We start from the raw sequence: 23,619 nt of genomic DNA on the forward strand, positions 1-23,619 counted from the left end.
GGATGGGCTCCTGCTTTCGCAGGAGTGCGCAATTAGAGATCAGCCGCCACGCGCTATGCCCTTCAGATGATGGAGCAGCAGGTCGGCATTGGCTTCCCAGGTGAAGCGCAGAGCCGTGTCGCGCACCGCTTCGCGCTCGGGCGGATTGTACAGGATTTCGCCGATGGCAGCGGCGATGGCTTCAGGGTCGCGATCGACAATCTTGCCCGCTTCAGGCCTATCGAGCAGTTCTCGCGCGCCGCCCACATCGGTAATGACGATCGGCGTGCCGCAGGCGAGCGATTCGACCCAGGCGTTGGCGAGCCCTTCGGAAGAGGAGGGCAGCGCCATTACATCGGCGGCGGCGTAGATGCGCGGCAGCCGGTCATGCGGCACTGAACCCAGGAAGCCGATACGGCGATCGACGCCCAGTTCCTCCGCCAGCTTTTCCAGCGACCGGCGATATTGACCCTGGCCAGCGAACAGCAGTGTGATGCCGGGCAGCCGAGGGAGCGCCTGCACGAGGAGATCCTGACCCTTGCGGGGAATGAGGGCCCCGACGCACAGGACGACCGGACCTTCAAAGCCGAGGACATCCTTGGCGACGGCACGATCGGCTATTTCGAAGCGATCGAGATCGACGCCCGTATAATGGACCCGGATCTTGGCAGCGTCCATGCCGAGCTTTACCATCGACCGGCGCATGGCGCTGGAAACGGCGAGCAGGCCAGCCGCCTCAGCCCCGGCGCGCTTGACCATGGCGCGGGTGTCGCGCCGCTTGCCCCAATAATGAATGTCCGCGCCGCGCGCCTTGACCGAATAGGGAATGCCGAGCGCGCGCGAGAGGCGCTGCGCGACCGGGCCGTCGGGGAAGAAGAAGCTGGCGTCGATCACGTCGAAGGGTTGCTGCGCATGCAGATGGCGGACCAGCGGCAGGATCGCGCGGGTCATGCTGCCGACATTGTAGCGCGCGCCGATTTTCGGAATCGTCGAAAAGAGTGGGCGGTAGACGGTCAGGTCCTTCCACCTTTCCTTGCGGGGCAAGGCGCGGAGCGGGGCATATTGATTGGCGAGGCCGATCGGCCAAATGGGGATGCCCAAGGGCGCGATGACCGTGACATTCACGTCCGGGCGGCTGGCGAGTTCCCGCGCCTGCCGCTCAACGAACACCCCGAAATTGGGGCGGCTCATATCCGGAAAGAGGGTCGAGAGCGTGAGGACATTCAACGTCATGCCGTCTCCCATAGGGCATCGCGGTTAATCGAGGGTTAGGGGTGAAGTAAGGCTTTGGCTATAATTGTCTGACCAGCTGAACGGCGACGGCGCCCCAGGGCGGATCAGTTATCACTTGCTGGCGGCTGCCGCTGCCGAGGGGGAGGATCTGCAGCTTGTCACCCTCGCGCCCGATGAGGCGGCCGAAGACGAAGCGCCCCGCATGGCGGGGCAGCAATATGTCGCGATTGAGCGCGCTTGCAAATTCGTCCGGGCCGATGCGGCGGCACCAGATTTCATCGCCGCTGCGATAGTCGCCAATGCTGGCGGACACCTGCACCCCGATCATCGCGTCGGCGGGGACGGGCGGCGGGAAGGACAGGCTGCGGGTAGGGGCGCGCGCGCCTTCTGGGCCGAGCAGTGCCGCGACCGGCACCACGCTTTGTCCCGGAAGCGCGACAAGTTCCGATGATCCGACGCCCAGCGCATCGGCGATCCGGTTCAGCCAGTTGACCGATACGGTTCGTGTCCCGGTTTCAAGGCGCCCGATGGTCTGCGCGGTCGTCGCAGGCTGGCAGAGGGCGGCTACCTGCTCCAGCGTCAATCCCTTCGCTTTTCGAACTTCTCTTATCCGCGTGATCATGCCTGTTCCAGAATTTTACCTATTTGGTTTTTGTTCTTTCCTACAAATGGTTCGTCGTGGCAAGTCCCTTCCACCAGTCATCTGAGAGGAGGAGCCGATGCGAGGCCAATATGTGGAGCAGAGGATCGAGGACCCCGCCGGGCAGGTCCAGACGGTTGCCGTCAATCTCGGCGAATCGCCATTGGCCTGGCTGCACGCCCGGGGCCATTTGAGCGATCGCTATTACAGCGCGGGCGAGTTGTTGCGGGCCGATTGGGAGAAGGCAGGGCTGGGACCACGCGTGACGATGCGCTGGGACGCTGCGCCTGCGACTCGCGGGGCACGGCGCGGCGCGGGAACGCCCGATCCCAGCATGGCGCAACTTTCCGCGCGGGAGCGGTTCCACGCGGCGATTGCCGCGGCCGGACCGGGGCTGAGCGACATATTGTGGCGGGTCGCCTGCGCTGGCGAGGGGCTGGCCGCAGCGGAGCGGGCGCTCGGATGGCCGAGCAGGGCAGGCAAGCTGGTGCTGACGCTGGCGCTTGAGCGGGTGGCGGCCTGGTATCGGGTGCCTTGACGCGTCAGCGGCTCAAGTCCGGGCCGAGCAACAGCAGCAGCTTGACGTCGATGGCGAAGCCTTCCGCGCGCCAGGCGGCGATCCGCTGGGGCACGTCGTCGAGCGGTACGCGGTGGACGCGGATATCCTCCCCGTCCACGCCTCCGCCCTCGCCGGTCTTCTGCAAATCATGGGCGCGGAAGAGGCAGAAGCTTTCGGATACCATGCCGGGCGAGCTGTAGAAGTCGCCAGCGGCCTCCATGCGTTCGGCGCGGTATCCGGTCTCCTCTTCCAGTTCGCGGATCGCGGCGAGGGCGGATTCCTCGCCTTCTTCCGTGTCGCCTACCAGCCCGGCGGGGAGTTCGATGCAGCGGCGGCCGAGCGGCACGCGGAACTGATCGACCAGCAGCACATGGCGGCGGCCGTCCGCATCTTCGTCTATGGCAAGGATCACCGCGGCATGAATGCCGCGCGCCCGGCCGACATATTCCCATCTGCCCCGGCGCTTGGCGGTGATGAAGCGGCCCGCCCACATGATCTCTTCGGGGGCGGCCATATCCTGTTCGCTCATAACTCGATCAGCCTGTCGGGCAGTTCGTTGATATCGCCCTGTTCCCGCGGGAAATGGGTGGCGAGAACTGCGCCCACCTGGGCCACGGCCTGTGCCAGCCCCTCGCCGGGTTTACCCAAACGGATGGCTTCGATCAGCGCCGTCATCGCGTCGCCCCATGCCTCCGGCGCGACCTTTTCGTTGATGGCGCGATCGGCGACGATTTCGGCGCGATGTTCGTCCAGCGACAGATAGATGAGGACGCCTGTCCGTCCATGCGTGCGCGCTTCGGCTGCGGTGCGAAACAGCAGGATGGCGCGGCGGCGCACCCGGCGGGCCTTCGTCGCGCGCGGCGTCATCAGCATGCGCAGCGGCATGATGGCGAGCAGATAGCGCACCACCAGGAATTTCAGGATGAGAATGGCTGTCAGCCCGAGGAGCAGTTTCCAGTCTGCCAGCTCATGATCCCAATCAAGCAGCAAAGACGACAGGAAGGCCCGCAGGTGTGCAGGGAAGGCCGCCATGAGCGCCAGCGCAAGGAAGACGGCCGCCGCCGCCCAACTGAGCCCGACATCATGATAGCTGTCCGACCGGCGGGCGACGATCGTCACGATCTCGCCAGAGGTGTGTGTCTCCGCTTCCTGTACGGCGGCCGATACAAGTTCGTGATCGGCCTGGCTGAGCAGCACTTGCATTACCAGCCCCCCGACGCGCCGCCGCCGCCGAAGCTGCCGCCGCCGGAAAAGCCGCCGCCGCTTCCGCCTCCGCCGCCCCAGCCTTCGCCTCCCGAACCCCAGCCGGAGCCCATGCCGGGGCCCCAGATGATCACTGGCGCGCCGCCGCCCCGGCGATAACGTTTGCCGCCGCGCGCGCGGGAGAGGAGGGGCAGCAGCACGAAGAAGACGAAGAACATGATGATCCAGAAACCAAGGATGCCTCCGCCTCCGCTGTCCTGCTGCCGTACTTCGGCCTCCGCCTGCGCGGCGCGTGCGCGGGCCTGGTCAGGGGGGAGGGCAAGGAGCGAACTGATCTGGTCGACGCCCGCCTCGATTCCGCCTGCCATGTCGCCCGCCTTGAAGCGCGGGGTGATGGCGTTGCGGATGATCTGCGAAGACAGTGCGTCCGTCAGTATGCCTTCGACGCCATAGCCGACCTCTATCCGAACCTTGCGATCATTGGGCGCGACGATCAGCAGGACGCCTTGGTTGTCCTTGTCGCCAATGCCCCAGGCACGCCCGAGCCGGTAGCCATAGTCGGATATGTCATAGCCTTGCAGGTCGGGGATGGTGGCGACCACCAGCGACCGACCGCTTGCCTGCTTCTGCGCGATCAGCTTTTGACTGAGCGCCTGTTCCTGCGCGGGGTCGAGGATGTTCGCGGCATCCACGACGCCCTTGTCGTCGAACTTCGGAAAGCTCTGCGCTCCGGCGGCCGGGATGAGCCCGAGCACCCCGGCCAGTAACGCGAAGATCAGGAGCAGGCGGCGGAACATGGCTGGCGCTTAGTTGCCAAAATCGACCTTGGGCGCTTCCTCCGCTCCCGGCGTGGTCGCCTGGAAGGGCGTCATCGGCTTGGCGCCATGGATGATCTTGGCACCGATCGCGTCGGGGAAAGTGCGGATGCGGGTGTTATAGGCGCGAACCGCTTCATTATAGTCGCGGATGGCAACGGCAATGCGGTTCTCGGTTCCTTCCAGCTGCGATTGCAGGTCGAGGAAATTCTGGTTGCTCTTAAGATCGGGATAGGCTTCGACCGACGCGAGCAGCCGTCCCAGGCCCTGGCTCAGTTGCGCCTGCGCCTGCTGGAACTGCTGGACCTTGGCGGGATCGGACAGGTCTTCGGCATTGACCTGAACCGACGTGGCCTTGGCGCGTGCCTCCGTGACCCGGACCAACGTGTCCTGTTCCTGCTTGCCTGCCGCCTTCACCGTCGCGACGAGGTTGCCGATCAGGTTGGAACGGCGCTGATATTGCGCCTGTACGTCAGCCCATTTGGCCTTGGCGGCTTCTTCGGCGGTGGGCACGCTGTTGATGCCGCAAGCCGACAAGGCGAAGGCGGTGAGCAGGGGCAGGAAAAAGGAAGGGAAAAAGCGGCGCAGGATCGTCATGGAAACATCCTTGGCATTGTTACGATGTCGGAAATAGGTGGTTGTGGATGCGGGCGCAACGCCTCATCCTGATAAACACGCAATCAGGGCAAGGGGTTCGCACATGGGACTGATTTCCGAATTCAAGACGTTCATCAATCGAGGCAATGTCATCGATCTGGCAGTCGGCGTGATCATTGGCGGCGCCTTTGCAACGATCACAAAGTCGCTGACCGATGACCTTATCATGCCGGTAGTCGGCTTCCTGTTCGGCGGCGCCGATTTTTCCCGCTACTTCATCCGGCTTGGCGACATACCCGCCGGGTTCAAGGGCAATCCGGAAAGCTATGCCGACCTGAAAAGCGCTGGCGTAGCCATGCTGGGCTGGGGTGAGTTTCTGACCGTGCTCGTCAACTTCCTGATCCTCGCCTTCATCATCTTCCTGCTGGTCAAGGCAGTGAACAAGCTGATGCCCAAGCCGGAGGCCACGCCTGCCGCGACACCCGAAGAGGTGCTGCTGCTGCGCGAAATTCGCGACAATTTGAAAAAATAATTCGTTTCTGCGACGAAAGGAGTGTGCGGCGGGAACCATCTGCCGTGCGACCAGTTGATCGCGGTCAGAGTTCGGGGCGCATTGCGCGATCGGGCTCTTGCCGAATGACGTCAGCCCCAGGGGGGCGCAACAGGAGAATACGCCGTGAAAACCATCGTCTCAGTCCTCGGCCTTGCCAGCTTGGTCGCGCTTGCTGCGTGCGACTCCAAGCAGGAAAACAAGGTCGAGAACGCATACGAGAATCAGGCGGACGCCATCGACAACCAGGCCAGCAACATGGAAGCGATGGCCGATAACCTGTCGGGCAACGCAGAGGCTGCTGCTGAAAACGCCGCCGACGCACTGGAGAACAAGGCTGAGGCAACCCGCGAAGCAGGCGAGCGCGCTGCCGACGCGGTTGAAGAGAAGACGGAACGCTAAGCTTTCGCTTTCCCAAGCCGGAAAGGGCGTCGCGATGATGATCGCGGCGCCCTTTTTGCTTGGCGTCTCAACGTCTTTAACGGCCCTTTAACCACGCCCTGCCCATGGTGCCGTCGCGCGCATCCGTGAAGGCCAAGGGAATGGACGAGCTACTTCAGGAATTCATAGCCGAAACACAGGAAACGCTGGAGGCTCTGGCGGGCGAAGTCGTCGCCTGGGAAGCCGACCCCGGCGACCGGGACCGGCTCGATGCCATCTTCCGCTTCTTCCATACGGTGAAGGGCAGCTGCGGTTTCCTCAACCTGCCGCGATTTGAGCGGCTGAGCCATGCGGCCGAGGATGTGCTGTCCGAAATCCGCGCTGGCAATCGTACCGCTGATCCGGCGACCGTGAGCGCGGTCCTTGGCATCATGGACCGGATTGCCGAACTGGCGGAAGCCGTTGCGATCGGCGCGGCGCTGCCGGACGAGAATGACGATTATCTGATCGGCGCGCTTGCCGAGAGGGAGCAAGGCGCGGCGACCGAAGAGCTGGCCCCGACCGTGGAGCCCATCCGCCAGGGTGGCGCCCAGGCGGTGCCACGGACCATCCGTCTGCCCTTGTCGCTGATCGATCAGTTGATGAACGGCGTGTCGGACATGGTGCTGGCGCGCAACGAACTGTCCCGCAAGCTGCGCGAACGGACAAGCGATCCCGAGCTTGAAAGCGTGTTCGAGCGGCTGTCGACCTGCGTTGCCGATATGCGCGATTCCATTTCGAAGACGCGGATGCAGCGGGTGGAGCGGCTGTTCACCGCCATCCCGCGCATGGTCCGCGACCTTGGCCGGGAACTGGGTAAGCGCATCGACCTGGTCCTAGAGGGCGGCGACGTCGAAATGGATCGCGAAATGGTGGAGATGGTGGTCGACCCCCTGACCCACATCGTCCGCAACAGCATCGACCATGGCATCGAGACACCCGAGCAACGCCGCGCGCTTGGCAAGCCCGAGGCGGGGACGTTGAAGGTGCAGGCCCGCCAGTCGGGCAACCAGATCGTGATCGAGGTCAGCGACGATGGGCAGGGCATCGACACGGCAAGGCTGGTCGAAAAATCCATTGCGAGCGGCAAGCTGACCCGCGAGGCCGCTGCCAAGATGAGCGAGAGCGAAAAGCTGGAGCTGATCTTCCAGGCCGGGCTTTCCACCGCGCAGCAGGTTACTGCGATTTCCGGCCGGGGGGTCGGCATGGACGTGGTGCGCGCGAATGTCGAGCGGATCGGCGGAGTCATCGCGCTGCATAACCAGATCGGGCGCGGGCTACGCATCGCGCTGCGTGTGCCGTTGACGCTGACCATCATTCCGGGCCTCATCATTCGTTCGGGCGGTTTGCATTTCGCCATCCCGCGCGCTGCCGTCGTGGAAATCCTGCACGACAATAATGAGACGCTGCACATCGCTGAGGTCGGCGGCGCCAAGATCGCCACGATCCGGACGGTCCGTCATTCGATGATCGATCTGGAAGACGTGCTTGGCATGGAGAAGGTGGTTCAGCCGGGTCCGCGTGCGATCATGGTCGTGCGCTCCGCCACTGGCGTGCCCTTTGCCCTGGGCGTCGCCGCCGTCGACAATCATGAGGAACTGGTCATCCGTCCAGCTTCGCCGCTGATCATGGCGACAGGCGTCTATGCGGGCATGACGCTGCCCGACAATGGGAAGCCGATGCTGCTGCTGGACGCCGCTGGTCTCGCCAATGCTGCCCGCCTGCCGAACATCGTGGATGAGCGCTCGATCGATCAGTTGGAGGACAGCGGCGACGGAGAAGCGCGGGTCGAAATGGTGTCGGCGCTGCGGTTCGAAGAGCTTTCGGGCGAAAGGCGGCTGATCAAATTGTCGCTGGTAGAGCGTGTGGAAGATGTCGATGCCACGCTCTTTGGCCGTTCTGGTGGAAACGCCTTTGTTCGCTTGGACGGGCGGCTGGTGCCGGTGGCGAACGGAGCGCACAGCTTTGCAACCGGTCATGTATCGGCACTGCGTCTGCGCGACGGCAGCCAGGAGGCCTGTTACCCGGTTGCCGCTGTCCTGGACATCGTTGAAATGCCGGCCGTGCCCGATATGGTCGCCATGCAGGGTGCGCTGAGCGGCGTCGCCGTTGTCGATGGCGAACATCTGGAAGTGCTCAATCCCTTCGCCTTGTTCGCTTCCTTGCCCGGAGGGCCGATCGTCGAGCGCCGCCGGGGACGGTGCGTCCTGGCGGACAGCGAGGATGGCTGGACGCGTGAGATATTGGCGCCCTTGCTGCGGCAAGCGGGGCATGATGTCCTTCTGGGCCTGCCGCAGGATGAGGCTGTCGATCCAGCCGATGTGGTGCTGAGTTCGGGTGGGGACATATCCCAGGCGGCAGAAATACTGGGATGCCGCATCGTTCAACTGCGCGCTTCGCCAAGGCCGACGGGGCCAGAGGATGGCAGCATCTACCGTTATGATCAGGACGCGCTGATGGCGGCCATCTCCGGCACGCGGCGTTAAGGAGGCTATTTATGGAACAGCTTTACCTTCTCGCGACGCTTGCCGATACAAGGGTCGCCGTTGCGGCGCATGAGGTCGAGGCCGTCGTCAAGCTGGCCGACATCTCGCCTGTTCCCGGAATGCTGCGGCATGTGGCGGGATTGTCCGCCTTGCGCAGCCGGGTTCTCACCATCATCGACGTGCCTGCGCTGATCCATGGCGCGCCTACGCCCGCCGACAGGCGCGGCTTGGCGATCATCGCCGACATCAGCGGTCACAGCTACGGCCTGATGGTGGATGCGGTGCATGACATTTGCGAAGTGCCGGAAGGTGACCTGCCGCTCCGGGGCCAGCTGGACAGGGCATGGGCTCCTCATGCACGCGCGATCGTCGAGCAGGATGGCCATCCGCACCTGCTGGTATCGCTGGCAAGCTTCATCGAAACGGGATTGCTGGCGCAGGCTGCATAATTCCGGCTTCTTGTTTACCAATTACTTGGCTTTGGCAGCTAATCCTTCCTTTACGAGGAAAATCTAAGGGACGCTTCATGAAAAACTGTCTGGTGGTGGATGATTCCAAAGTCATCCGTAAAGTTGCACGGCATATACTTGAATCGCTCGACCTGACGGTAAGCGAAGCGGTCGATGGGCAGGATGCGCTCACCCAGTGCGAAGCGGCCGCGCCGGACGTTGTCCTTCTCGACTGGAACATGCCGGTCATGAGCGGAATGGAATTCCTGCAGGCCCTGTCCACTGCCAAGGTGTCCGCACGGCCGAAGATCATCTTCTGCACCACCGAAAACGGCATCAGCCATATCAAGGCAGCCGTGGAGGCGGGCGCCGACGAATATGTGATGAAGCCCTTCGATCGCGAAACACTGGAAAGCAAGCTGTCGATCGTCGGCGTCATCTGAAGACCACTGATCTGCTCGTTGCCAACCTCACTGCCGGAAAGTCCTTCCATGTCCCCCCTTTCGCCGATCCTGGCCAGCCAAAGCAGACCGCAGGTCCGCGCGATGGTTGTCGACGATTCGGTCGTGGTGCGGACGATGATCGCGCGGATATTGAATGGCGACCCGGCTTTCTCGGTGGTTCACAAGACCAACAGCGCCGAACATGCGCTTCGCTATCTCGCCGCGCATGAGGTCGACCTTGTCCTGCTCGACATTGAGCTGCCAGGTCAAAGTGGGTTGGCCGCCCTTCCGGCGTTCCTGCGTGCTAATCCCCAAGGCAAGGTCGTGATCCTGTCGGGCAACTGCGAAGAGGGCAGTGGGGCCGCGGTCGAGGCGCTGGCGCTGGGGGCTAGCGACATTTTCGCCAAACCGGGCAGCGGCAGTTTCGGCGAGCAATTTCCCCAGGCGCTGATAGACCGCCTGTCGCGCTTGTTCGGCGCGCATCCGCAGCAGCCTACGGAAACGCAGCCGGTCCTGATGGCGGCGAGCAAGCCGAGCGCGCCTCTTGCCTGTCTGGGCATCGGCGCGTCTACGGGAGGCATCCATGCGCTGGGCCAGTTGTTTGCCGGGATGAGCGCGCCGCTTGGCGTGCCGATCCTGCTGACGCAGCATCTGCCTGTCAGCTTCACATCCTATTTCGTGCAACAGCTTGCCCGGATGACCAGCCTGCCGGTGAAGGTCGGCGAACAGGGGGAATTATTGGCTCCCGATACCGTCTATGTGGCGCCCGGCGACGCCAATTTGCAGGTGCGCCGCGGTCTTTATGGGCGTGTGATGGTCACGCTCAATCCAGAGCGTACGCCCGCGGGCAACTTGCCCGGGGTCGATCCGATGTTCACCAGCATGGCGGAAGCCTATGGGCCGGGGGCTGCTGGTGTCGTGCTGACCGGCATGGGCCGCGATGGCACGGCGGGCGGGCATGACATCGTCGCAGGCGGCGGCTGGATCGTGGCGCAGAATGAAGCAAGCAGCGTGGTTTGGGGCATGCCGGGATCGGTGACAGGGGCGGGGCTCAGCTGCGCCTTGCTCGATCCCTATGCCATCATGGATTTCGTCGCGCGGCGCGGAAAAAGCAGAGGTTTGACACATTGACCCTATCAACTGATTCATCCTCGCGCGGCGCCGCCCGCATCTTTTCCGGCCTGCTGGAGGCGCGCACGGGTCAGATCCTGTCGGAAAGCCGCGCCTGGCGGATGGAAACCGCGTTGAAGCCCGTCATGAGGGCCAATGGCGTGGCCGACATGGATGAACTGGCCACGCGGCTGCTCGGCAATCGCGATCCCCGGCTGGAAGAGGAAGTCGTCAATGCGCTGCTCAACAATGAAAGCAGCTTCTTTCGCGACCTTCAGATATTCGACATGATCAACCGGCACATCCTGCCTTCCTTCGCGGAGCGGCGGGAGCGGGTGCTGCGGATCTGGAGCGCGGGCTGTTCTACAGGGCAGGAAGTCTATTCGCTGGCGATCCAGCTTCGCAACGATGCGGCGCGCTGGCGCGGCTGGCGAATCGAGATATTGGCCACGGATATTTCGACGGCGGCCATAGATCAGGCTCGCAGCGGCATTTTTTCGCAGATGGACGTTCAGCGCGGCCTTGCCGTGGGTGACCTCATCAAATGGTTCGAACCTGCAGGCGACAATTGGCGCGCGAGCCCTGAGCTGCGCCGGATGATCGATTTCCGCACCGACAATCTCTTTGAGCCCAAGGCGCCCTCGGGCGACTATGATCTGCTGCTCTGCCGCAACGTGCTGTTGTACTTCACGCCGGAGCGGCGACAGGAAGTGTTCAGGCTGATGACGCGCCACAGCCATGACCGGTCGGTCCTGCTGCTGGGGGCGGGCGAAACCGTCATCGGCCATAGTGACGATTTCATCCCTCACCCGGAATTTCGCGGCGGCTATGGCAGGCGTCCTGAAGCGGCGCATAACAGCGAAGGCATCCGCCGGGCCGTTTGACGGCGGGACTTCGCTCATCGGTTCGCTGGGTTCAGAATCAACGCCAAGCGCTTGTGCTTGATCGGCCCTGTTCTCTCCGCCATGGTTGGCGGGAGCTGCGCATCTTTTTGGATGCGGTCAGGACAGGTGGTGGTTACGGTTTTCCGATGAGCGACATTCCGATGATCGAGACTCCGTCGCCCAATTTTGACGATCGCAAGCTGCCCATATCGATGCTGGTGCTGCATTATACGGGGATGCACGACGCCCAGAGCGCGATCAACTGGCTGGCGAGCCCGGAATCCAAGGTGTCGGCGCATTATGTCGTGACCGAAGAGGGCGAGATCGTCCGCATGGTCGATGAAGCCCAACGGGCGTGGCATGCGGGCCGATCGCACTGGCGCGGCATGGATGACGTCAATTCGGCCAGCATCGGAATAGAGATCGTCAATCCCGGCCATGAATGGGGCTATCGCGCATTTCCGGATGCGCAGATCGGCGCGCTCATCCCGCTGATGCACGATATCGTCAAGCGGCACGGCATCACGCGCGGCAATATCGTGGGCCACAGCGACGTGGCCCCCGCACGCAAGCAGGACCCGGGCGAGCTTTTTCCATGGGGGCAACTCGCCCGGCTGCGGCTCGCGCTGCCACGGCCGACCCGCAACCTCATGGACCCGCTCTGGTCGGACAGTGCCTTCATGCTGGCGCTGGAACGGTTCGGCTATGACATCGCCGAGCCACGAGCAGCGGTCGTCGCTTTCCAGCGCCGCTTCCGCCCCGAACTGATCGACGGCGTGATCGATGGCGAGTGCCGCGCCATCCTGCTCGCCCTGCTGCTGCCGAAGCCAAGGGGCGATGAATAAGCGGGGATGACGGACGGCGGCGAGCCGTGTATAGCGCCCCTGCCAGAGGGCCGGGCGGCCGCGGCGTGGCGGGTAACTTCCACGGCGAGGAAAGTCCGGGCTCCACGAAATGACGGTGCCGGCTAACGGCCGGCTGGAGTGATCCAAGGGACAGTGCAACAGAAAGCAGGTCGCTAACGCTTCGGCGCAGCGAAATTGAAAGGGTGCGGTAAGAGCGCACCGCGTCTCCGGCAACGGAAGGCGGCACGGTAAACCCCACCGGGAGCAAGACCGAATAGGGGCGGCGCGCAGCTTTGACTGCTAGGCCAGTTTCGGCTGAGACCGCCCGGGTTGGTTGCTTGAGGGACGGAGCAATCCGTCTCCTAGAGGAATGGCCGCCCATCCATGGTGACATGGTGGACAGAACCCGGCTTACAGGCCCTCTGGCATCGGATCGGGAGAAAGCGTCGTTCCGACGGCGGCGGGGATCGCAGGCCATGCCGCGCATATTGTCCTGAGGTGCCCAGCCTGCGCGGGGCATAGCGGCAAGGGCTTTCAACCGATCGAATTTTAACTCGCCGGGGTGGTGTTCCGCCTGCGGCTTACCTAATTTGGACCGATGGCAAGAAGCAGCCGATCAAATGACTGGGGCTTTCCCCGCTGGCGCAGCTATGGCGCATCGCGTGAGGCGCAGCAGGTGCGCATGTGCGACCGCTATGGGTGCGACAAGCCGGGTGATTGTCCCGCGCCCAAATCGCCCAACAGCCGCGAGCGCTGGTATTTTTGTAGTGATCATGCGGCGGAATATAACCGCAACTGGGACTATTTTCAGGGGCTCGACCAGGAAGAGCGGGAGCAGCGAGAGCGCGCGGAACGGCGCGACGCGGGCGGTTATCAGAGCAGCGCCTATCATGGCTGGGGCGGCCCCGGCGACGGCAGCCGATCGCGCGACGAGCTACATGCCCTGAAGGCTCTCGACCTGGAAGATGACGCCGATTTCGAAGCGGTGAAGAAGAGCTGGCGGCGCTTGGCCAAGGAAAACCATCCCGACGTCAAGCCGGGAGATGCGGAGGCTGCCGTCCGTTTCCAGACGATCCAGGCCGCTTATGAGGTGCTGCGATCGGCGGAAGAGCGGCGGACATGGAAGCCACGGGAGACCGTGGATTGAAGGATCATGTTCGGTCCAACTGGCAGAATGCGGTGCTGGTCTGCCGCAAATGTTCAAAAAAGCTCGACGGCGGCTTTGGCGCTCAAGGGGACGAGCGGCTGGCCAAGGCGCTCCGCAAGCAGCTTTCGCTGAAGAAGGGGCGGAAAGCCGCGGCTGGTATCATCGAGGTGAATTGCCTTGGCGTGTGTCCCAAGGGAGCTGTGACGGTCGTGAATGGCGCCCAATCGCGTGATTGGCTGCTTGTGCGGCGCGGCGCGGATTTGGATGAACTGGCCCAGGCGCTGGGCCTTGCGGCGGAGAATGACGGGTCAGCCAGCGTGCCTTAGCGGCTGCTCCAGCCCTGCTTCCGCCAGAAGCGGCATTAGCAGTTGTTCCTCCTTGCGCATCCTGTTGAGGATGGTTTCCACCATATAACGGCTTTCCCGGCAAAATTCCGGCCACTCCCGGGCGATGCGATCGTCGCTCCACCGCGCCATATAGTGGGAGAAGCTCAGGGCCAACGGGGCCATCTCGGTCTGTAGACGTGCGGCCATCTCTTGTAGCGGGACATGAGGCTGCCGCTGCATGGCCGGATAGAAGAACTGATCTTCCAAGGCCAAGTGCGCCATCAGCTCGCGGGCAAATTGCCAGCGCAGTGTGCCCAACGGACGAGCAACACGATCATCATCCACTAGCGTCAGGAACCGCCCGGCGAGCAGATCAAGCGCATCATGCTGGCTTTGTAGCTGTTGCAGGTCCATCGGCCAATTCCATGCATCGCCTTATGATGCTTGTGGCAGAATGGCGTTAAGAAACTGTTCTGGTAGGCTTTTCACCCGTCGGCACGATCCGCCGCCCGATGAGCGGCGGATGGCACGACGGATCAGCCCGGCTGGTCAGCGCGGCTGGCGCCTTCGCCGTCGAGATTCTGGGCGACGAAGTCCCAGTTGATCGCTTCCTTCAGCACGCGCTCGGCATAGTTGGGACGCAGATTGCGATAGTCGATATAATAGGCATGCTCCCACACATCGAGGATCAGCAGCGGCGTGTGGCCATGCGCGACGGGGGTGTCGGCGTCATGATAGCTGGTCACTTCGAGCTTGCCGTCCTTCAGGATCAGCGCAGCCCAACCGCTGGCGAAATGGCCGACGGCCTCCGCCTTCAGCTTGTCGAGCAGGGCATCGACCGAACCAAAGCCCTCGTTGATGAGGTCGAGAAGCTGGCCCGAAGGCTGCTTCTTTTCCGGGGAAAGCGAATGCCAGTAGAAGGTGTGGTTCCAGATCTGGCCAACCTGGTTGAACAGCGCGCCCTTGCTGCTCTTGATCAATTCGACGAGCGACTTGCCCTGAAGCGCGGGATCGGCCGCGATCAGTTCATTGGCTTTCACGACATAGGCATTGTGGTGCTTGCCATGGTGATAGTCGAAGGTTTCGGCCGACAGAATGTCGCCAAAGGCATCCTTGGAATAGGGCAGGTCAGGCAGAACAAAGGCCATGTCGGAACTCCTCGGGTTCATGGATGGATGGCGGCATAACGGTCATGCCACCGGAAGTGTCCCGGCCCCGTAGCAGCCTTATTGCACTGCGGAAAACAGGATATTTTCGTTTAGCTGCATGGAAATATCCGTGTGACAGCAGCGTAACGATGCCTTAGAATCGCCGGTTAGGCCGTGCAAAAGCAGCGGCTGATAATAGGGGACGGATCAATGGCAAAATTCTTCGGCAATTTGCATCTTGTGCTGGTGGTGGGGCTTGTCCTCGCGCTCGCCGTCATCTTCGCTATTCCCGCCAATACCGTGCCGGAACAGGCTATATTGCGGTGGCTTCACCTGTTCTTCGGCATCACCTGGATCGGCCTGCTTTACTATTTCAACTTCGTCCAGATCCCGACGATGCCGAAGGTTCCGGCGGAATTGAAGCCCGGCGTGTCCAAATTCATCGCGCCTTCGGCCCTGTTCTTCTTTCGCTGGGGCGCGGCGCTGACGGTGCTGACCGGGGCGATCATCGCATGGCGCAGCGGCTATCTGGTGGAAGCACTGACGTTGACGCCCGGGTTCGTGCTGATCGGCATTGGCATGTGGCTGGCGCTGATCATGGCGTTCAACGTGTGGTTCATCATCTGGCCGAACCAGAAGAAGGCGCTGGGCATCGTTCCCGCCGAGGATGCGGTGAAGGCGAAAGCGGCGACGACGGCGATGATCTTCTCGCGCACCAATACGCTGCTGTCTTTGCCGATGCTGTATTGCATGGTGAACTTCAACGGCGGTTGAAGCGAGGTTTGGGCGGGGCTGGCCAAGGCTGGCTCCGCCTGCGTTTTCCGACTGACTTTTCCTCCGTGGCAGTGGGCCCGCATCACCCCTGGGGTGGCGTAGTCTCGCCGACTTCCTCGCTGTCGAGATTGTTGCCCAATGTCAGTCCGTGACGCGTGAGCATGGGGATGTTGGCGAGGGCGAAGAGCAATGAAACCACGGTCACGCCCCAGACCTTCACCGAAAGCCATGCGTCGAAGCTCATCGAATGGCGCATCACTTCATTGGCGACGGCCATGGCGGCGAAGAAGATGCCCCAGTTGCGCGACAGCTTGCGCCAGCCTTCGTCGGTCAGGCCGTCATAGGCGGCCTGCAGCAGATATTTGAGCAGCGCCTTGCCACGCAGAAGCCCGCCGAACAGCATCAGGGCGAAGAAGCTGTAGATTATCGTCGGCTTCACCTGGATAAAGCTTTGATCCTGGAAATAGATGGTGAGGCCGCCGAAAAAGAGCACGAGCATCGCCGACAGCCACAGCATGGGCGACACGCGGCCGAGCTTCACCTTCGAGATGATGACCGCGATAACGATGGCGGCCATAAAGGCGGCCGTGCTTAAGCTCATTGCGGTGATCGGGTTTCCCGGACCCCAGATCCAGCCCACGCCCTTGTAGGTCAGGAAGAAGACAAGCAGCGGGCCGAAGTCGAGCGCGAGGCTGAGGTTGCCGCCATGGGCTGGTTTGGAGTCAGTCATTGGGCACCTGCGTCATACCAGCGGAAGCTGGCATCTTGTAAGGTTGGGCCGTTCTGTGCCCGCATGAGATTCCAGCTTCCGCCGGGATGACTAAGATCGTGATCTCAACGCGCATAGGCCGTTCCCGCGATAGCGCGCGCCATGTCGCCGGGGTCGAAGGGGCGCAGATCCTCGATCTTCTCTCCCACTCCGATCGCATGGATGGGCAGGCGATATTTCTCGGCCGCCGCGACCAGTACGCCGCCGCGCGCGGTGCCGTCCAGCTTCGTCATGACGAGGCCGGTGACCTGCGCGACTTCCTTGAAAACTTCGATCTGGCTCAACGCATTCTGTCCGGTGGTGGCATCCAGCACCAACACAACGTCATGGGGTGCAGCCGGGTTCAACCGGCCGAGCACGCGGCGGATCTTGGCCAGTTCGTCCATCAGCTCGGTCTTGTTCTGCAGGCGGCCGGCGGTGTCGACGATCAGCACGTCGATACCGGTGGCGGTCGCCTGCTTGACCGCATCGAACACGATACCCGCTGCGTCGCCGCCTTCCTTGCCCGCGACTATGGGGATGCCCAGGCGGTCCGCCCAGACCTTCAGCTGCCCGATGGCGGCGGCGCGGAAGGTGTCGCCCGCCGCCAGCATCACGCCATAATCCTGCTCCAGGAAATTATTGGCGAGCTTGGCGATGGTGGTGGTCTTGCCCGAGCCATTGACGCCGATGACCAGGATGACTTGAGGACGGGGAAAGGCTTCGATCTCCAGCGGGCGGGCGACCGGGGCGAGGACCTTCTCGATCTCCTCCGCGATGATCTCGCGCAGATAATCTTCGGTCAGTTCGCGATTGTAGCGGCCTTCGGACAGACGATCGCGCACCCGGGCGGCCATGGCGGGACCTAAGTCGCTGACGATCAGCGCTTCCTCGATCTCGTCGAGCGTCTGGTCGTCAAGCGCGGCCTTCGTAAAGAGGCCGGTGAGGTTCTCGCCAAGCTTGTCGGAGGTGCGCTTCAAGCCGCCGAAGAGGCGGTCGCGCCAGCTGGTGCCGGGTTCAGTCATTGACGAGCCTCTTGCGCGATCAGCACGCCATTCTCAAGGCCCGTGATCGTTGCGGACGTGATGGAGGAGGGGGATTGAGGCGCTTCGAAGCGAACCGGGGCGAAATTTTCGGCGTGGCCCGAGAGGCCGTTGCGCTCGACCAGCACGGATTGGGTGCTGCCGATGAGGCTTTGCAACCATTCCCGGCGTTGCGCCTCGCAGGCCGAACGGAGGCGGGCGGCGCGGGCCTTGATGATGGTGCGATCGACTTGCGGCATACGGGAGGCGGGCGTGCCTGCGCGCGGGGAGTAGGGGAAGATATGGCCGTGGACGATGGCGCATTGCTCGACCAGCCTCAGGCTGTTTTCAAACATCGCTTCATCCTCTGTCGGGAAACCGGCGATGATATCCGCGCCGATGCTGATGGCAGGGCGGGCGGCCTTGAGGCGCTCCACGATACGGATTGCGTCGGTGCGCATGTGGCGCCGCTTCATGCGCTTGAGGATCATGTCGTCGCCTGCCTGGAGGGAGAGGTGCAGGTGCGGCATCATGCGCGGTTCATGCGCGAGAAGCTCGAACAGTCGGTCGTCAATCTCCACGCTGTCGATGGAGGAGAGGCGCAGGCGGGGCAGGGCGGGCACGGCCTTCAATATGCGTTCGACCAGCAGGCCGAGGGAGGGCGATCCGGGGAGGTCGGGGCCGTAGCTGGTGACATCCACGCCCGTCAGCACGATCTCCTGATAGCCTGCGTCCACAAGCTCGCGCGCCTTGTCGATGACGGCGCCTGCGGGCACGGAGCGGCTGTTTCCCCGGCCATAGGGGATGATGCAGAAGGTGCACCGATGGTCGCAGCCATTTTGCACTTCGAGGAAGGCGCGGGCATGCTCCGCGAAGGCGCTGGCCATGTGCGGCGCTGTGTCGCGGACGGCCATGATGTCGGAGACTTGGACTTTCTCCGCTGCCTTCAACACTTCCGTCACCCCAGCGGAGGCTGGGGTCTCATGCGGTGGCGCACGGCGTTGGGCCTGAGATCCCAGCTTCCGCTGGGATGACGGGTAGTGGGCGGGGTCGAGCTTCTCCCGATTGCCTATTACCGCGTCGACTTCCGCCATTTGGGCGAAGGTTTCCGGTTCCGTCTGTGCCGCGCAGCCGGTGACCATGATCCTCGCTTCTGGCCGTTCGCGGCGGGCGCGGCGGATGGCCTGACGGGTGTGGCGCACGGCTTCGGCGGTTACCGCGCAGCTGTTGACGACGATAAGGTCGTCCTGTTCGCCCGCTATTTCGCGGATGGCTTCGCTTTCCGCGATGTTGAGGCGGCAGCCGAGGGTGATGATCTGCGGCCCGCTCATGCTCTAAAAGCGCGTCCAGTCAGCCTCGCCATCGAAGACGTGGGTGGCGGGGCCGGTCATCATGATGTGACCGCCGGGCTGCCAGTCGATGACGAGATCGCCGCCGGGCAGCGTGACGCGCGTCGGCCCGCTGACGAGCTTGCGACGGACCGCTGCGACGGCTGTCGCGCAGGCTCCTGTGCCGCAGGCGCGGGTGAGGCCAGCGCCGCGCTCCCATACGACCAAGCGGATATGATTGTCGCCGATGACCTGCGCGAAGTTCACGTTGACGCGGGCAGGGAAGAGCGGATCGGTCTCGATCATCGGCCCCAAATGGTCGAAGTTCACACCGTTCATATCGTCAAGGAAGAAGACGACATGCGGATTGCCGACATTGGCGGCGGCGGGGGCGGGAAGGTCTTCCCAGCTGACGGGCATGGTGAGCGTGTCCATCGCATAGGCGAGCGGAATGGCGTCCCAGTCCAGCCGGGGCGCGCCCATGTCGACGCTGGCGCCACCGTCGACGGCCTTCGCATCAAGCAGGCCCGCCTTGGTTTCGATCAGGACGTCGCGGCCGACGAAAAGGGGCACGCAGCGGGTGGCGTTGCCGCAGGCTTCGACTTCGCTGCCATCGCTGTTGAAGATGCGCATCGATACGTCCGCGCGATCGGATTGCCCGATGAGGATGAGCTGATCGCAGCCGATGCCGGCGTGGCGGTCGGCAATGGCCTGAGCCCGCGTGGATGTCATATCGACCGCGTCCTCGCGCGCGTCGATCACGACGAAATCATTGCCCAGTCCGTGCATTTTGGAGAAGCGTCCCATAGGCGGGCGCATGTAGGGGCTGTGCGGGAAAAAGGCCAGAGTTGCCGTTTTATCCCAGACCCCGGCAAATCATCCGTCATCCCAGCGAAGGCTGGGATCTCGGGCTGCTTCGGGCGACGTCTCCTGAGATGCCAGCCTTCGCTGGCATGACGTTGGGGCGCGGGCTGACGGAGGGAGTTGGCGCGCCGGTTGCATCGCTGCACCCTTTCCGCTAAGGGCCACATCGCAATTGGACGGTTCGCCGTTCGATACCCTGACAGATCCATGGCGCTCACAAGGGAGTACCGGATGGACGCTGGCCGGCGAGGTTTCGCCCGCCGGCGATTTTGTCGTTTGGCGGGGTGGCGCAGTTTTCCGGGCTTTTACGCCCAAATGAGGTGATGATGTTCGATTCGCTAAGCGATCGTCTGAGCGGGGTATTCGACAAGCTGCGTGGGCGCGGTGCGCTGACGGAGGACGATGTCCGCGCCGCGATGCGCGAGGTGCGAATCGCGCTGTTAGAGGCTGACGTCGCGCTTCCGGTGGTGCGCCAGTTCGTTGATCAGGCGACCGAACGCGCCGTGGGCAGCGACGTGCTGCGGTCGGTCACGCCGGGCCAGATGGTCGTCAAGATCGTCTCGGACACGCTCACCGAAACGCTGGGCGCGGAAACCAGCGACCTTCTGATCGATGTCAGCCCGCCCGCCGTCATCATGATGGTCGGTCTGCAGGGTTCGGGCAAGACCACCTCTACCGCCAAGATCGCCAAGCGCCTGAAGGAAAAAGAGCGCAAGAAGGTTCTGATGGCGTCGCTCGACGTCCAGCGTCCGGCGGCGCAGGAACAGCTGGCGGTGCTGGGCACGCAGACCGATGTCGCGACCCTGCCGATCGTGCCGGGCCAGCAGCCGGTCGATATCGCCAAGCGCGCGCTTCAGGCGGCGAAGCTCCAGGGCTTCGACGTGGTGATGCTCGATACCGCGGGCCGTCTGCACGTCGATCAGGCGCTGATGGATGAGATGAAGGCGGTGGCGCAAGTCTCCGACCCGGCGGAAATCCTGCTCGTCGTCGACTCGCTGACCGGCCAGGACGCGGTGAACGTCGCGACCAGCTTTACCGCTCAGGTGCCGCTGACCGGCGTGGTGCTGACCCGCATGGACGGCGATGCGCGCGGCGGTGCGGCGCTGTCGATGCGCGCCGTTACGGGCCGTCCGATCAAATTCGCGGGCACGGGTGAAAAGCTGGACGCGATCGAGCCTTTCCACCCCGCGCGCGTGGCGCAGCGTATCCTGGGCATGGGCGACGTCGTCAGCCTTGTCGAGAAGGCGGCAGAGGCTGTCGATGCCGAGGAAGCCGAGAAGCTCGCCAAGAAAATGGCCAAGGGTCAGTTCGACATGAACGACCTGCGCGCGCAGTTGAAGCAGATGCAACGCATGGGCGGCCTTGGCGCGCTGGCGGGCATGCTGCCGGGCCTCAAGAAGGCGCAGGCCGCGATGGCGGCGAGCGGCGCCAATGACAAGACGCTGATCCATCTCGACGCGATGATCGGCTCCATGACGCCCAAGGAGCGGGAGAAGCCCGGCCTGATCAACGCCAAGCGCAAGATCCGCATCGCCAAGGGTGCCGGCCGCACTGTGCAGGAAGTCAACAAGCTCCTGAAAATGCATCAGGAGATGGAAACGGCGATGAAGAAGATCCGCAAGATGGGCGGATTGAAGGGCCTCGCCAAGATGTTCACCGGTGGCGGCATGGACAAGCTGATGGGCGGCGCGGGCGGCGCGCCGGACCTTGGCGGGCTCGGTGGATTGGGTGGCCTGGGCGGGGGTGGCAACATGCCGAACCTGCCGCCGGGCTTTCAGAATTTCATGAAGAAATAGCCCGTCATCCCAGCGAAGGCTGTGATTTCAGGCACAAGATCCCAGCTTCCGCTGGGATGACGAATTGAAGCTAAGTAGATTAGAGTAGAAAGGTCAAAAACAGCATGGCAACGTCCATTCGTCTTTCGCGCGGTGGTTCCAAGAAGCGTCCTTATTACCGCATCGTCGTGGCTGACAGCCGCGCCCCGCGTGACGGCAAGTTCATCGAGCGCATCGGCAGCTACAACCCCGTCCTGCCCAAGGGCGATGAAAAGCGCGTCGTGATCGACGTCGAGCGCGCGAAGCACTGGGTTGCCGCTGGCGCGCAGCCGACCGATCGCGTTGCCCGTTTCCTGGACGCGGCTGGCGTGAAGGAACGCGCTGCCCGCAACAACCCGAAGAAGGCTGAGCCGGGCCAGAAGGCCAAGGATCGCGCCGAAGACCGCGCAGCCAAGGCTGCCGAAGCCGCTGAAGCTGCCGAAGCTGCCAAGGCTGCCGCCGCTGAGGCTGCTGCTGCTCCGGCCGCTGAAGAAGCGCCTGCGGAAGAAGCTGCTCCCGAAGCTGCTGCTGAAGAGCAGGCGGAAGGCTAAATGGGTAATCACCCCTCCCCTTCAGGGGAGGGGCCGGGGGTGGGGGCTGACAATGGCTCCGCGCCCGGCACCCCCCAGCCCAACCCTTCAACCGAGGCACGTGACTCGGTTGAACCTGAAAGGGAGGGGCCAGCCTCTTCGCGCGCTGTCACTCTGGCCGTCATCATTGGCGCGCATGGGGTGGCGGGCGAGGTTCGTTTGAAGCTCTTCGGGGAGGGGGTGGAAACCCTCAAATCCTACAAGAGCTTCGACGCTGCGGGCGGCACGCTGACGTTGAAGTCGGTGCGCCCCGGGCCCAATGGCGCGGTGGCGCGGTTCGCCGAGATCGGCGACCGCACGCAAGCTGAAGCCTTGCGCGGCACGGAACTCACCGTGCCTCGATCGGCCCTGCCTCCGCTGGAGGAGGGTGAATATTATCATGCCGACCTGATCGGCCTGCCTTGCTTTTCCAGCGATGGCGATGGGCTAGGCAATATCGTCGCGGTCGAGAATTTCGGCGCTGGCGACATCATCGAGGTCGAGCGGCCGACCGGCAAGCGCTTCATGGCGCCGATGCATGCGGTGACGATCGCGGACGATCGCGCGGTGATTGAGGCGGCTTTTGCGGTTTGAGGGATGGGGAACTCCGCCCTCGAGCGTCATGCTAACAAGTTCAGCATGACGAAGAACTATCAGGTCCATCATGCCCAAAGCCCTCATCGCCCTCTACATGCTGCTGACGGTCGCTGCTGGATGGCGGCTGTTCGGCATGGGCTGGACGCGTGGGCGGAAAGTCGCGGCGGCCGTGGCATTGGTCGCGCCTTTTCCGATGCTGTTCCTGCTGCCATCGCTGCTGCACCCTGAGCGGCCCTTTGCCGATCTTCAGCGGGGCATCGGCCTATCGCTGATCGCCGGGGGTGCGTTGTCGCTATTGGGCGGCATGGCGGCGGCGTGGATGAGGGCACGTCGCGCATGAGCTTTGCCGCGCAGATCCTGACGCTTTATCCGGAGATGTTTCCCGGGCCCTTGGGCGTGTCGCTGGCCGGGCGAGCGCTCAGCGAGGGGAAGTGGTCGTGCGATCCGATCCACATCCGCGACTTTGCGACCGACAAGCATCGGACCGTAGACGATACGCCCGCGGGCGGCGGGGCGGGCATGGTGCTGCGCGCCGACATCCTTGGGCTTGCCATCGACCATGCGCTGGAAAAGCGGCCCGATCTGCCGGTGATCGCGATGACGCCGCGTGGCAGGCCGATCACGCAAGGCCGCGTGCGGGAACTGGCGGCGGGGCCAGGCGCAACGATCCTTTGCGGCAGGTTCGAAGGCTTTGACGAGCGCATTTTCGAAGCGCGGCCTGTCGAGCAGATCAGCATGGGCGACATCATCCTGTCGGGTGGAGAGATGGGCGCGTTGATGCTGCTGGACGCTTGCATTCGGTTGCTTCCCGGAGTAATGGGCGCGGCTTCCAGTGGGGATGAAGAGAGCTTCGAAAGCGGCCTTCTCGAATATCCGCACTATACCCGGCCCGCTTTGTGGGAAGGGCGCGCGATCCCTGAAGTGTTGCGATCGGGGGATCATGCGAAGATCGCCGCCTGGCGGAAACAAAGGGCGGAGGATGACACACGGCTAAGGCGGCCGGACCTTTGGGAACGTCATATCGGCGTTCGGGACCAGCCGCCCTCTGGTGCGCAACGCGAAAAGTAGG

The 23,619-nt window shown here is 63.4% G+C and carries 29 protein-coding genes and 1 other RNA gene; 18 read left to right on the forward strand and 12 right to left on the reverse strand.

Features of this window, described 5'->3' with window-relative positions:
- Nucleotides 1-39 precede the first annotated feature (39 nt).
- Nucleotides 40-1,212 (reverse strand): glycosyltransferase, encoded by a 1,173-nt coding sequence (locus NCHOL11_RS02810; protein ID WP_097092680.1) that lies wholly within the window; start codon nucleotides 1,210-1,212, stop codon nucleotides 40-42.
- A gap of 58 nt (nucleotides 1,213-1,270) precedes the next feature.
- Entirely contained in the window at nucleotides 1,271-1,834 is a 564-nt protein-coding gene (locus NCHOL11_RS02815) for a helix-turn-helix domain-containing protein (RefSeq protein ID WP_097090973.1), read from the reverse strand.
- Nucleotides 1,835-1,931: 97 nt separating this feature from the next.
- On the opposite strand from NCHOL11_RS02815, the gene NCHOL11_RS02820 reads away from it, so the two are divergent.
- Nucleotides 1,932-2,390, forward strand: coding sequence for a DUF6456 domain-containing protein (locus NCHOL11_RS02820; protein WP_097090974.1), 459 nt, complete (start codon nucleotides 1,932-1,934; stop codon nucleotides 2,388-2,390).
- A 4-nt stretch (nucleotides 2,391-2,394) separates the two neighbouring features.
- Here the strand turns inward: NCHOL11_RS02820 and NCHOL11_RS02825 are convergent, their stop codons facing one another.
- Genes NCHOL11_RS02825 through NCHOL11_RS02840 form a run of 4 tightly spaced genes read right to left on the reverse strand, consistent with a single transcriptional unit; the run spans nucleotide 2,395 to nucleotide 5,026 of the window.
- Nucleotides 2,395-2,940, reverse strand: coding sequence for an NUDIX hydrolase (locus NCHOL11_RS02825; RefSeq protein WP_097090975.1), 546 nt, complete (start codon nucleotides 2,938-2,940; stop codon nucleotides 2,395-2,397).
- The gene (locus tag NCHOL11_RS02830; protein ID WP_097090976.1) at nucleotides 2,937-3,614 is read right to left on the reverse strand and encodes a TPM domain-containing protein; all 678 of its coding nucleotides are present in this window, start codon (nucleotides 3,612-3,614) and stop codon (nucleotides 2,937-2,939) included. Before NCHOL11_RS02830 ends, NCHOL11_RS02825 begins: the two co-directional genes overlap by 4 nt.
- On the reverse strand, nucleotides 3,614-4,411 hold the full coding sequence (locus NCHOL11_RS02835; protein WP_097090977.1) for a TPM domain-containing protein: 798 nt from the start codon (nucleotides 4,409-4,411) through the stop codon (nucleotides 3,614-3,616). The genes NCHOL11_RS02830 and NCHOL11_RS02835 overlap by 1 nt, the downstream gene beginning before the upstream one ends.
- Nucleotides 4,412-4,420: 9 nt before the next feature.
- Complete coding sequence (locus NCHOL11_RS02840) at nucleotides 4,421-5,026, reverse strand: LemA family protein (protein WP_097090978.1); 606 nt, start codon at nucleotides 5,024-5,026, stop codon at nucleotides 4,421-4,423.
- A 103-nt stretch (nucleotides 5,027-5,129) separates the two neighbouring features.
- Here NCHOL11_RS02840 and mscL point away from each other — a divergent pair, with 103 nt between their 5' ends.
- The 11 genes from mscL (at nucleotide 5,130) to NCHOL11_RS02895 (ending at nucleotide 13,686) form a co-directional block, all read left to right on the forward strand.
- Nucleotides 5,130-5,558, forward strand: a complete 429-nt coding sequence (gene mscL / locus NCHOL11_RS02845) for a large conductance mechanosensitive channel protein MscL (protein WP_097090979.1) — start codon at nucleotides 5,130-5,132, stop codon at nucleotides 5,556-5,558.
- A 144-nt stretch (nucleotides 5,559-5,702) separates the two neighbouring features.
- Nucleotides 5,703-5,978, forward strand: coding sequence for a hypothetical protein (locus NCHOL11_RS02850; RefSeq protein ID WP_097090980.1), 276 nt, complete (start codon nucleotides 5,703-5,705; stop codon nucleotides 5,976-5,978).
- 140 nt (nucleotides 5,979-6,118) lie between these two features.
- On the forward strand, nucleotides 6,119-8,482 hold the full coding sequence (locus NCHOL11_RS02855) for a chemotaxis protein CheA (protein ID WP_097092681.1): 2,364 nt from the start codon (nucleotides 6,119-6,121) through the stop codon (nucleotides 8,480-8,482).
- Between the two features lie 11 nt (nucleotides 8,483-8,493).
- Nucleotides 8,494-8,931 (forward strand): chemotaxis protein CheW, encoded by a 438-nt coding sequence (locus NCHOL11_RS02860; RefSeq protein WP_097090981.1) that lies wholly within the window; start codon nucleotides 8,494-8,496, stop codon nucleotides 8,929-8,931.
- Nucleotides 8,932-9,008: 77 nt separating this feature from the next.
- Nucleotides 9,009-9,374 (forward strand): response regulator, encoded by a 366-nt coding sequence (locus NCHOL11_RS02865; protein ID WP_097090982.1) that lies wholly within the window; start codon nucleotides 9,009-9,011, stop codon nucleotides 9,372-9,374.
- A gap of 48 nt (nucleotides 9,375-9,422) precedes the next feature.
- On the forward strand, nucleotides 9,423-10,505 hold the full coding sequence (locus tag NCHOL11_RS02870) for a chemotaxis protein CheB (protein ID WP_097090983.1): 1,083 nt from the start codon (nucleotides 9,423-9,425) through the stop codon (nucleotides 10,503-10,505).
- The gene (locus tag NCHOL11_RS02875; protein ID WP_097090984.1) at nucleotides 10,502-11,368 is read left to right on the forward strand and encodes a CheR family methyltransferase; all 867 of its coding nucleotides are present in this window, start codon (nucleotides 10,502-10,504) and stop codon (nucleotides 11,366-11,368) included. The genes NCHOL11_RS02870 and NCHOL11_RS02875 overlap by 4 nt, the downstream gene beginning before the upstream one ends.
- Nucleotides 11,369-11,514: 146 nt before the next feature.
- Nucleotides 11,515-12,213, forward strand: a complete 699-nt coding sequence (locus NCHOL11_RS02880) for an N-acetylmuramoyl-L-alanine amidase (protein WP_097090985.1) — start codon at nucleotides 11,515-11,517, stop codon at nucleotides 12,211-12,213.
- 42 nt (nucleotides 12,214-12,255) lie between these two features.
- Nucleotides 12,256-12,643: RNase P RNA component class A (gene rnpB, locus NCHOL11_RS02885), an RNA gene on the forward strand.
- A gap of 168 nt (nucleotides 12,644-12,811) precedes the next feature.
- Nucleotides 12,812-13,360: a J domain-containing protein gene (locus NCHOL11_RS02890; protein ID WP_097090986.1), complete on the forward strand. Its 549-nt coding sequence runs from the start codon at nucleotides 12,812-12,814 to the stop codon at nucleotides 13,358-13,360.
- Nucleotides 13,333-13,686 carry a (2Fe-2S) ferredoxin domain-containing protein gene (locus NCHOL11_RS02895; RefSeq protein WP_097090987.1) on the forward strand — a complete coding sequence of 118 codons (354 nt, stop codon included), beginning with the start codon at nucleotides 13,333-13,335 and terminating at the stop codon, nucleotides 13,684-13,686. The genes NCHOL11_RS02890 and NCHOL11_RS02895 overlap by 28 nt, the downstream gene beginning before the upstream one ends.
- Here NCHOL11_RS02895 and NCHOL11_RS02900 read toward each other — a convergent pair.
- Together NCHOL11_RS02900 and NCHOL11_RS02905 are read right to left on the reverse strand one after the other, a co-directional pair.
- Nucleotides 13,669-14,100: a hemerythrin domain-containing protein gene (locus tag NCHOL11_RS02900; protein ID WP_097090988.1), complete on the reverse strand. Its 432-nt coding sequence runs from the start codon at nucleotides 14,098-14,100 to the stop codon at nucleotides 13,669-13,671. The two genes, NCHOL11_RS02895 and NCHOL11_RS02900, sit on opposite strands and share 18 nt — an antisense overlap.
- A 122-nt stretch (nucleotides 14,101-14,222) precedes the next feature.
- On the reverse strand, nucleotides 14,223-14,834 hold the full coding sequence (locus tag NCHOL11_RS02905; protein ID WP_097090989.1) for a superoxide dismutase: 612 nt from the start codon (nucleotides 14,832-14,834) through the stop codon (nucleotides 14,223-14,225).
- Between the two features lie 210 nt (nucleotides 14,835-15,044).
- On the opposite strand from NCHOL11_RS02905, the gene NCHOL11_RS02910 reads away from it, so the two are divergent.
- Entirely contained in the window at nucleotides 15,045-15,608 is a 564-nt protein-coding gene (locus NCHOL11_RS02910) for a urate hydroxylase PuuD (protein ID WP_097090990.1), read from the forward strand.
- Between the two features lie 82 nt (nucleotides 15,609-15,690).
- On the opposite strand, the gene ispZ is transcribed toward NCHOL11_RS02910, so the two are convergent.
- The 4 genes from ispZ to dapF all read right to left on the reverse strand — a co-directional run bounded on the left by ispZ (nucleotide 15,691) and on the right by dapF (nucleotide 19,513).
- Nucleotides 15,691-16,338 carry a septation protein IspZ gene (ispZ, locus tag NCHOL11_RS02915; protein ID WP_097090991.1) on the reverse strand — a complete coding sequence of 216 codons (648 nt, stop codon included), beginning with the start codon at nucleotides 16,336-16,338 and terminating at the stop codon, nucleotides 15,691-15,693.
- 104 nt (nucleotides 16,339-16,442) lie between these two features.
- Nucleotides 16,443-17,381 carry a signal recognition particle-docking protein FtsY gene (ftsY, locus tag NCHOL11_RS02920; protein ID WP_097090992.1) on the reverse strand — a complete coding sequence of 313 codons (939 nt, stop codon included), beginning with the start codon at nucleotides 17,379-17,381 and terminating at the stop codon, nucleotides 16,443-16,445.
- Nucleotides 17,378-18,709, reverse strand: coding sequence for a tRNA (N(6)-L-threonylcarbamoyladenosine(37)-C(2))-methylthiotransferase MtaB (gene mtaB / locus NCHOL11_RS02925; RefSeq protein ID WP_097090993.1), 1,332 nt, complete (start codon nucleotides 18,707-18,709; stop codon nucleotides 17,378-17,380). Before mtaB ends, ftsY begins: the two co-directional genes overlap by 4 nt.
- Before the next feature lie 3 nt (nucleotides 18,710-18,712).
- Entirely contained in the window at nucleotides 18,713-19,513 is an 801-nt protein-coding gene (dapF, locus tag NCHOL11_RS02930) for a diaminopimelate epimerase (protein ID WP_097090994.1), read from the reverse strand.
- A 380-nt stretch (nucleotides 19,514-19,893) separates the two neighbouring features.
- On the opposite strand from dapF, the gene ffh reads away from it, so the two are divergent.
- The 5 genes from ffh (at nucleotide 19,894) to trmD (ending at nucleotide 23,618) form a co-directional block, all read left to right on the forward strand.
- Complete coding sequence (ffh, locus tag NCHOL11_RS02935; RefSeq protein ID WP_097090995.1) at nucleotides 19,894-21,366, forward strand: signal recognition particle protein; 1,473 nt, start codon at nucleotides 19,894-19,896, stop codon at nucleotides 21,364-21,366.
- Nucleotides 21,367-21,470: 104 nt separating this feature from the next.
- On the forward strand, nucleotides 21,471-21,935 hold the full coding sequence (gene rpsP / locus NCHOL11_RS02940; RefSeq protein WP_097090996.1) for a 30S ribosomal protein S16: 465 nt from the start codon (nucleotides 21,471-21,473) through the stop codon (nucleotides 21,933-21,935).
- Between the two features lie 153 nt (nucleotides 21,936-22,088).
- Nucleotides 22,089-22,547, forward strand: coding sequence for a ribosome maturation factor RimM (gene rimM / locus NCHOL11_RS02945; RefSeq protein WP_236575084.1), 459 nt, complete (start codon nucleotides 22,089-22,091; stop codon nucleotides 22,545-22,547).
- Nucleotides 22,548-22,617: 70 nt separating this feature from the next.
- Nucleotides 22,618-22,890, forward strand: coding sequence for a hypothetical protein (locus NCHOL11_RS02950; RefSeq protein WP_097090998.1), 273 nt, complete (start codon nucleotides 22,618-22,620; stop codon nucleotides 22,888-22,890).
- The gene (gene trmD / locus NCHOL11_RS02955) at nucleotides 22,887-23,618 is read left to right on the forward strand and encodes a tRNA (guanosine(37)-N1)-methyltransferase TrmD (protein ID WP_097090999.1); all 732 of its coding nucleotides are present in this window, start codon (nucleotides 22,887-22,889) and stop codon (nucleotides 23,616-23,618) included. The genes NCHOL11_RS02950 and trmD overlap by 4 nt, the downstream gene beginning before the upstream one ends.
- Nucleotide 23,619: the final 1 nt, after the last annotated feature.

This window comes from Novosphingobium sp. Chol11 (genome assembly GCF_900218065.1).
Lineage (GTDB): Bacteria > Pseudomonadota > Alphaproteobacteria > Sphingomonadales > Sphingomonadaceae > Sphingobium > Sphingobium agri.

Excerpts from the sequence above, each read along its gene's own strand:
- NCHOL11_RS02865 (WP_097090982.1), top strand. The coding sequence starts at position 9,009 with ATGAAAAACTGTCTGGTGGTGGATGATTCCAAAGTCATCCGTAAAGTT.
- mscL (WP_097090979.1), top strand. The coding sequence starts at position 5,130 with ATGGGACTGATTTCCGAATTCAAGACGTTCATCAATCGAGGCAATGTC.
- ffh (WP_097090995.1), top strand. The coding sequence starts at position 19,894 with ATGATGTTCGATTCGCTAAGCGATCGTCTGAGCGGGGTATTCGACAAG.
- rpsP (WP_097090996.1), top strand. The coding sequence starts at position 21,471 with ATGGCAACGTCCATTCGTCTTTCGCGCGGTGGTTCCAAGAAGCGTCCT.
- NCHOL11_RS02890 (WP_097090986.1), top strand. The coding sequence starts at position 12,812 with ATGGCAAGAAGCAGCCGATCAAATGACTGGGGCTTTCCCCGCTGGCGC.
- ftsY (WP_097090992.1), bottom strand. The coding sequence starts at position 17,381 with ATGACTGAACCCGGCACCAGCTGGCGCGACCGCCTCTTCGGCGGCTTG.
- NCHOL11_RS02870 (WP_097090983.1), top strand. The coding sequence starts at position 9,423 with ATGTCCCCCCTTTCGCCGATCCTGGCCAGCCAAAGCAGACCGCAGGTC.
- trmD (WP_097090999.1), top strand. The coding sequence starts at position 22,887 with ATGAGCTTTGCCGCGCAGATCCTGACGCTTTATCCGGAGATGTTTCCC.
- NCHOL11_RS02830 (WP_097090976.1), bottom strand. The coding sequence starts at position 3,614 with ATGCAAGTGCTGCTCAGCCAGGCCGATCACGAACTTGTATCGGCCGCC.
- NCHOL11_RS02905 (WP_097090989.1), bottom strand. The coding sequence starts at position 14,834 with ATGGCCTTTGTTCTGCCTGACCTGCCCTATTCCAAGGATGCCTTTGGC.
- NCHOL11_RS02900 (WP_097090988.1), bottom strand. The coding sequence starts at position 14,100 with ATGGACCTGCAACAGCTACAAAGCCAGCATGATGCGCTTGATCTGCTC.
- NCHOL11_RS02810 (WP_097092680.1), bottom strand. The coding sequence starts at position 1,212 with ATGACGTTGAATGTCCTCACGCTCTCGACCCTCTTTCCGGATATGAGC.
- NCHOL11_RS02825 (WP_097090975.1), bottom strand. The coding sequence starts at position 2,940 with ATGAGCGAACAGGATATGGCCGCCCCCGAAGAGATCATGTGGGCGGGC.
- NCHOL11_RS02880 (WP_097090985.1), top strand. The coding sequence starts at position 11,515 with ATGAGCGACATTCCGATGATCGAGACTCCGTCGCCCAATTTTGACGAT.
- mtaB (WP_097090993.1), bottom strand. The coding sequence starts at position 18,709 with ATGAGCGGGCCGCAGATCATCACCCTCGGCTGCCGCCTCAACATCGCG.
- ispZ (WP_097090991.1), bottom strand. The coding sequence starts at position 16,338 with ATGACTGACTCCAAACCAGCCCATGGCGGCAACCTCAGCCTCGCGCTC.
- NCHOL11_RS02840 (WP_097090978.1), bottom strand. The coding sequence starts at position 5,026 with ATGACGATCCTGCGCCGCTTTTTCCCTTCCTTTTTCCTGCCCCTGCTC.
- NCHOL11_RS02950 (WP_097090998.1), top strand. The coding sequence starts at position 22,618 with ATGCCCAAAGCCCTCATCGCCCTCTACATGCTGCTGACGGTCGCTGCT.
- NCHOL11_RS02815 (WP_097090973.1), bottom strand. The coding sequence starts at position 1,834 with ATGATCACGCGGATAAGAGAAGTTCGAAAAGCGAAGGGATTGACGCTG.
- NCHOL11_RS02855 (WP_097092681.1), top strand. The coding sequence starts at position 6,119 with ATGGACGAGCTACTTCAGGAATTCATAGCCGAAACACAGGAAACGCTG.
- NCHOL11_RS02895 (WP_097090987.1), top strand. The coding sequence starts at position 13,333 with ATGGAAGCCACGGGAGACCGTGGATTGAAGGATCATGTTCGGTCCAAC.
- NCHOL11_RS02820 (WP_097090974.1), top strand. The coding sequence starts at position 1,932 with ATGCGAGGCCAATATGTGGAGCAGAGGATCGAGGACCCCGCCGGGCAG.
- dapF (WP_097090994.1), bottom strand. The coding sequence starts at position 19,513 with ATGGGACGCTTCTCCAAAATGCACGGACTGGGCAATGATTTCGTCGTG.
- NCHOL11_RS02835 (WP_097090977.1), bottom strand. The coding sequence starts at position 4,411 with ATGTTCCGCCGCCTGCTCCTGATCTTCGCGTTACTGGCCGGGGTGCTC.
- NCHOL11_RS02860 (WP_097090981.1), top strand. The coding sequence starts at position 8,494 with ATGGAACAGCTTTACCTTCTCGCGACGCTTGCCGATACAAGGGTCGCC.
- NCHOL11_RS02910 (WP_097090990.1), top strand. The coding sequence starts at position 15,045 with ATGGCAAAATTCTTCGGCAATTTGCATCTTGTGCTGGTGGTGGGGCTT.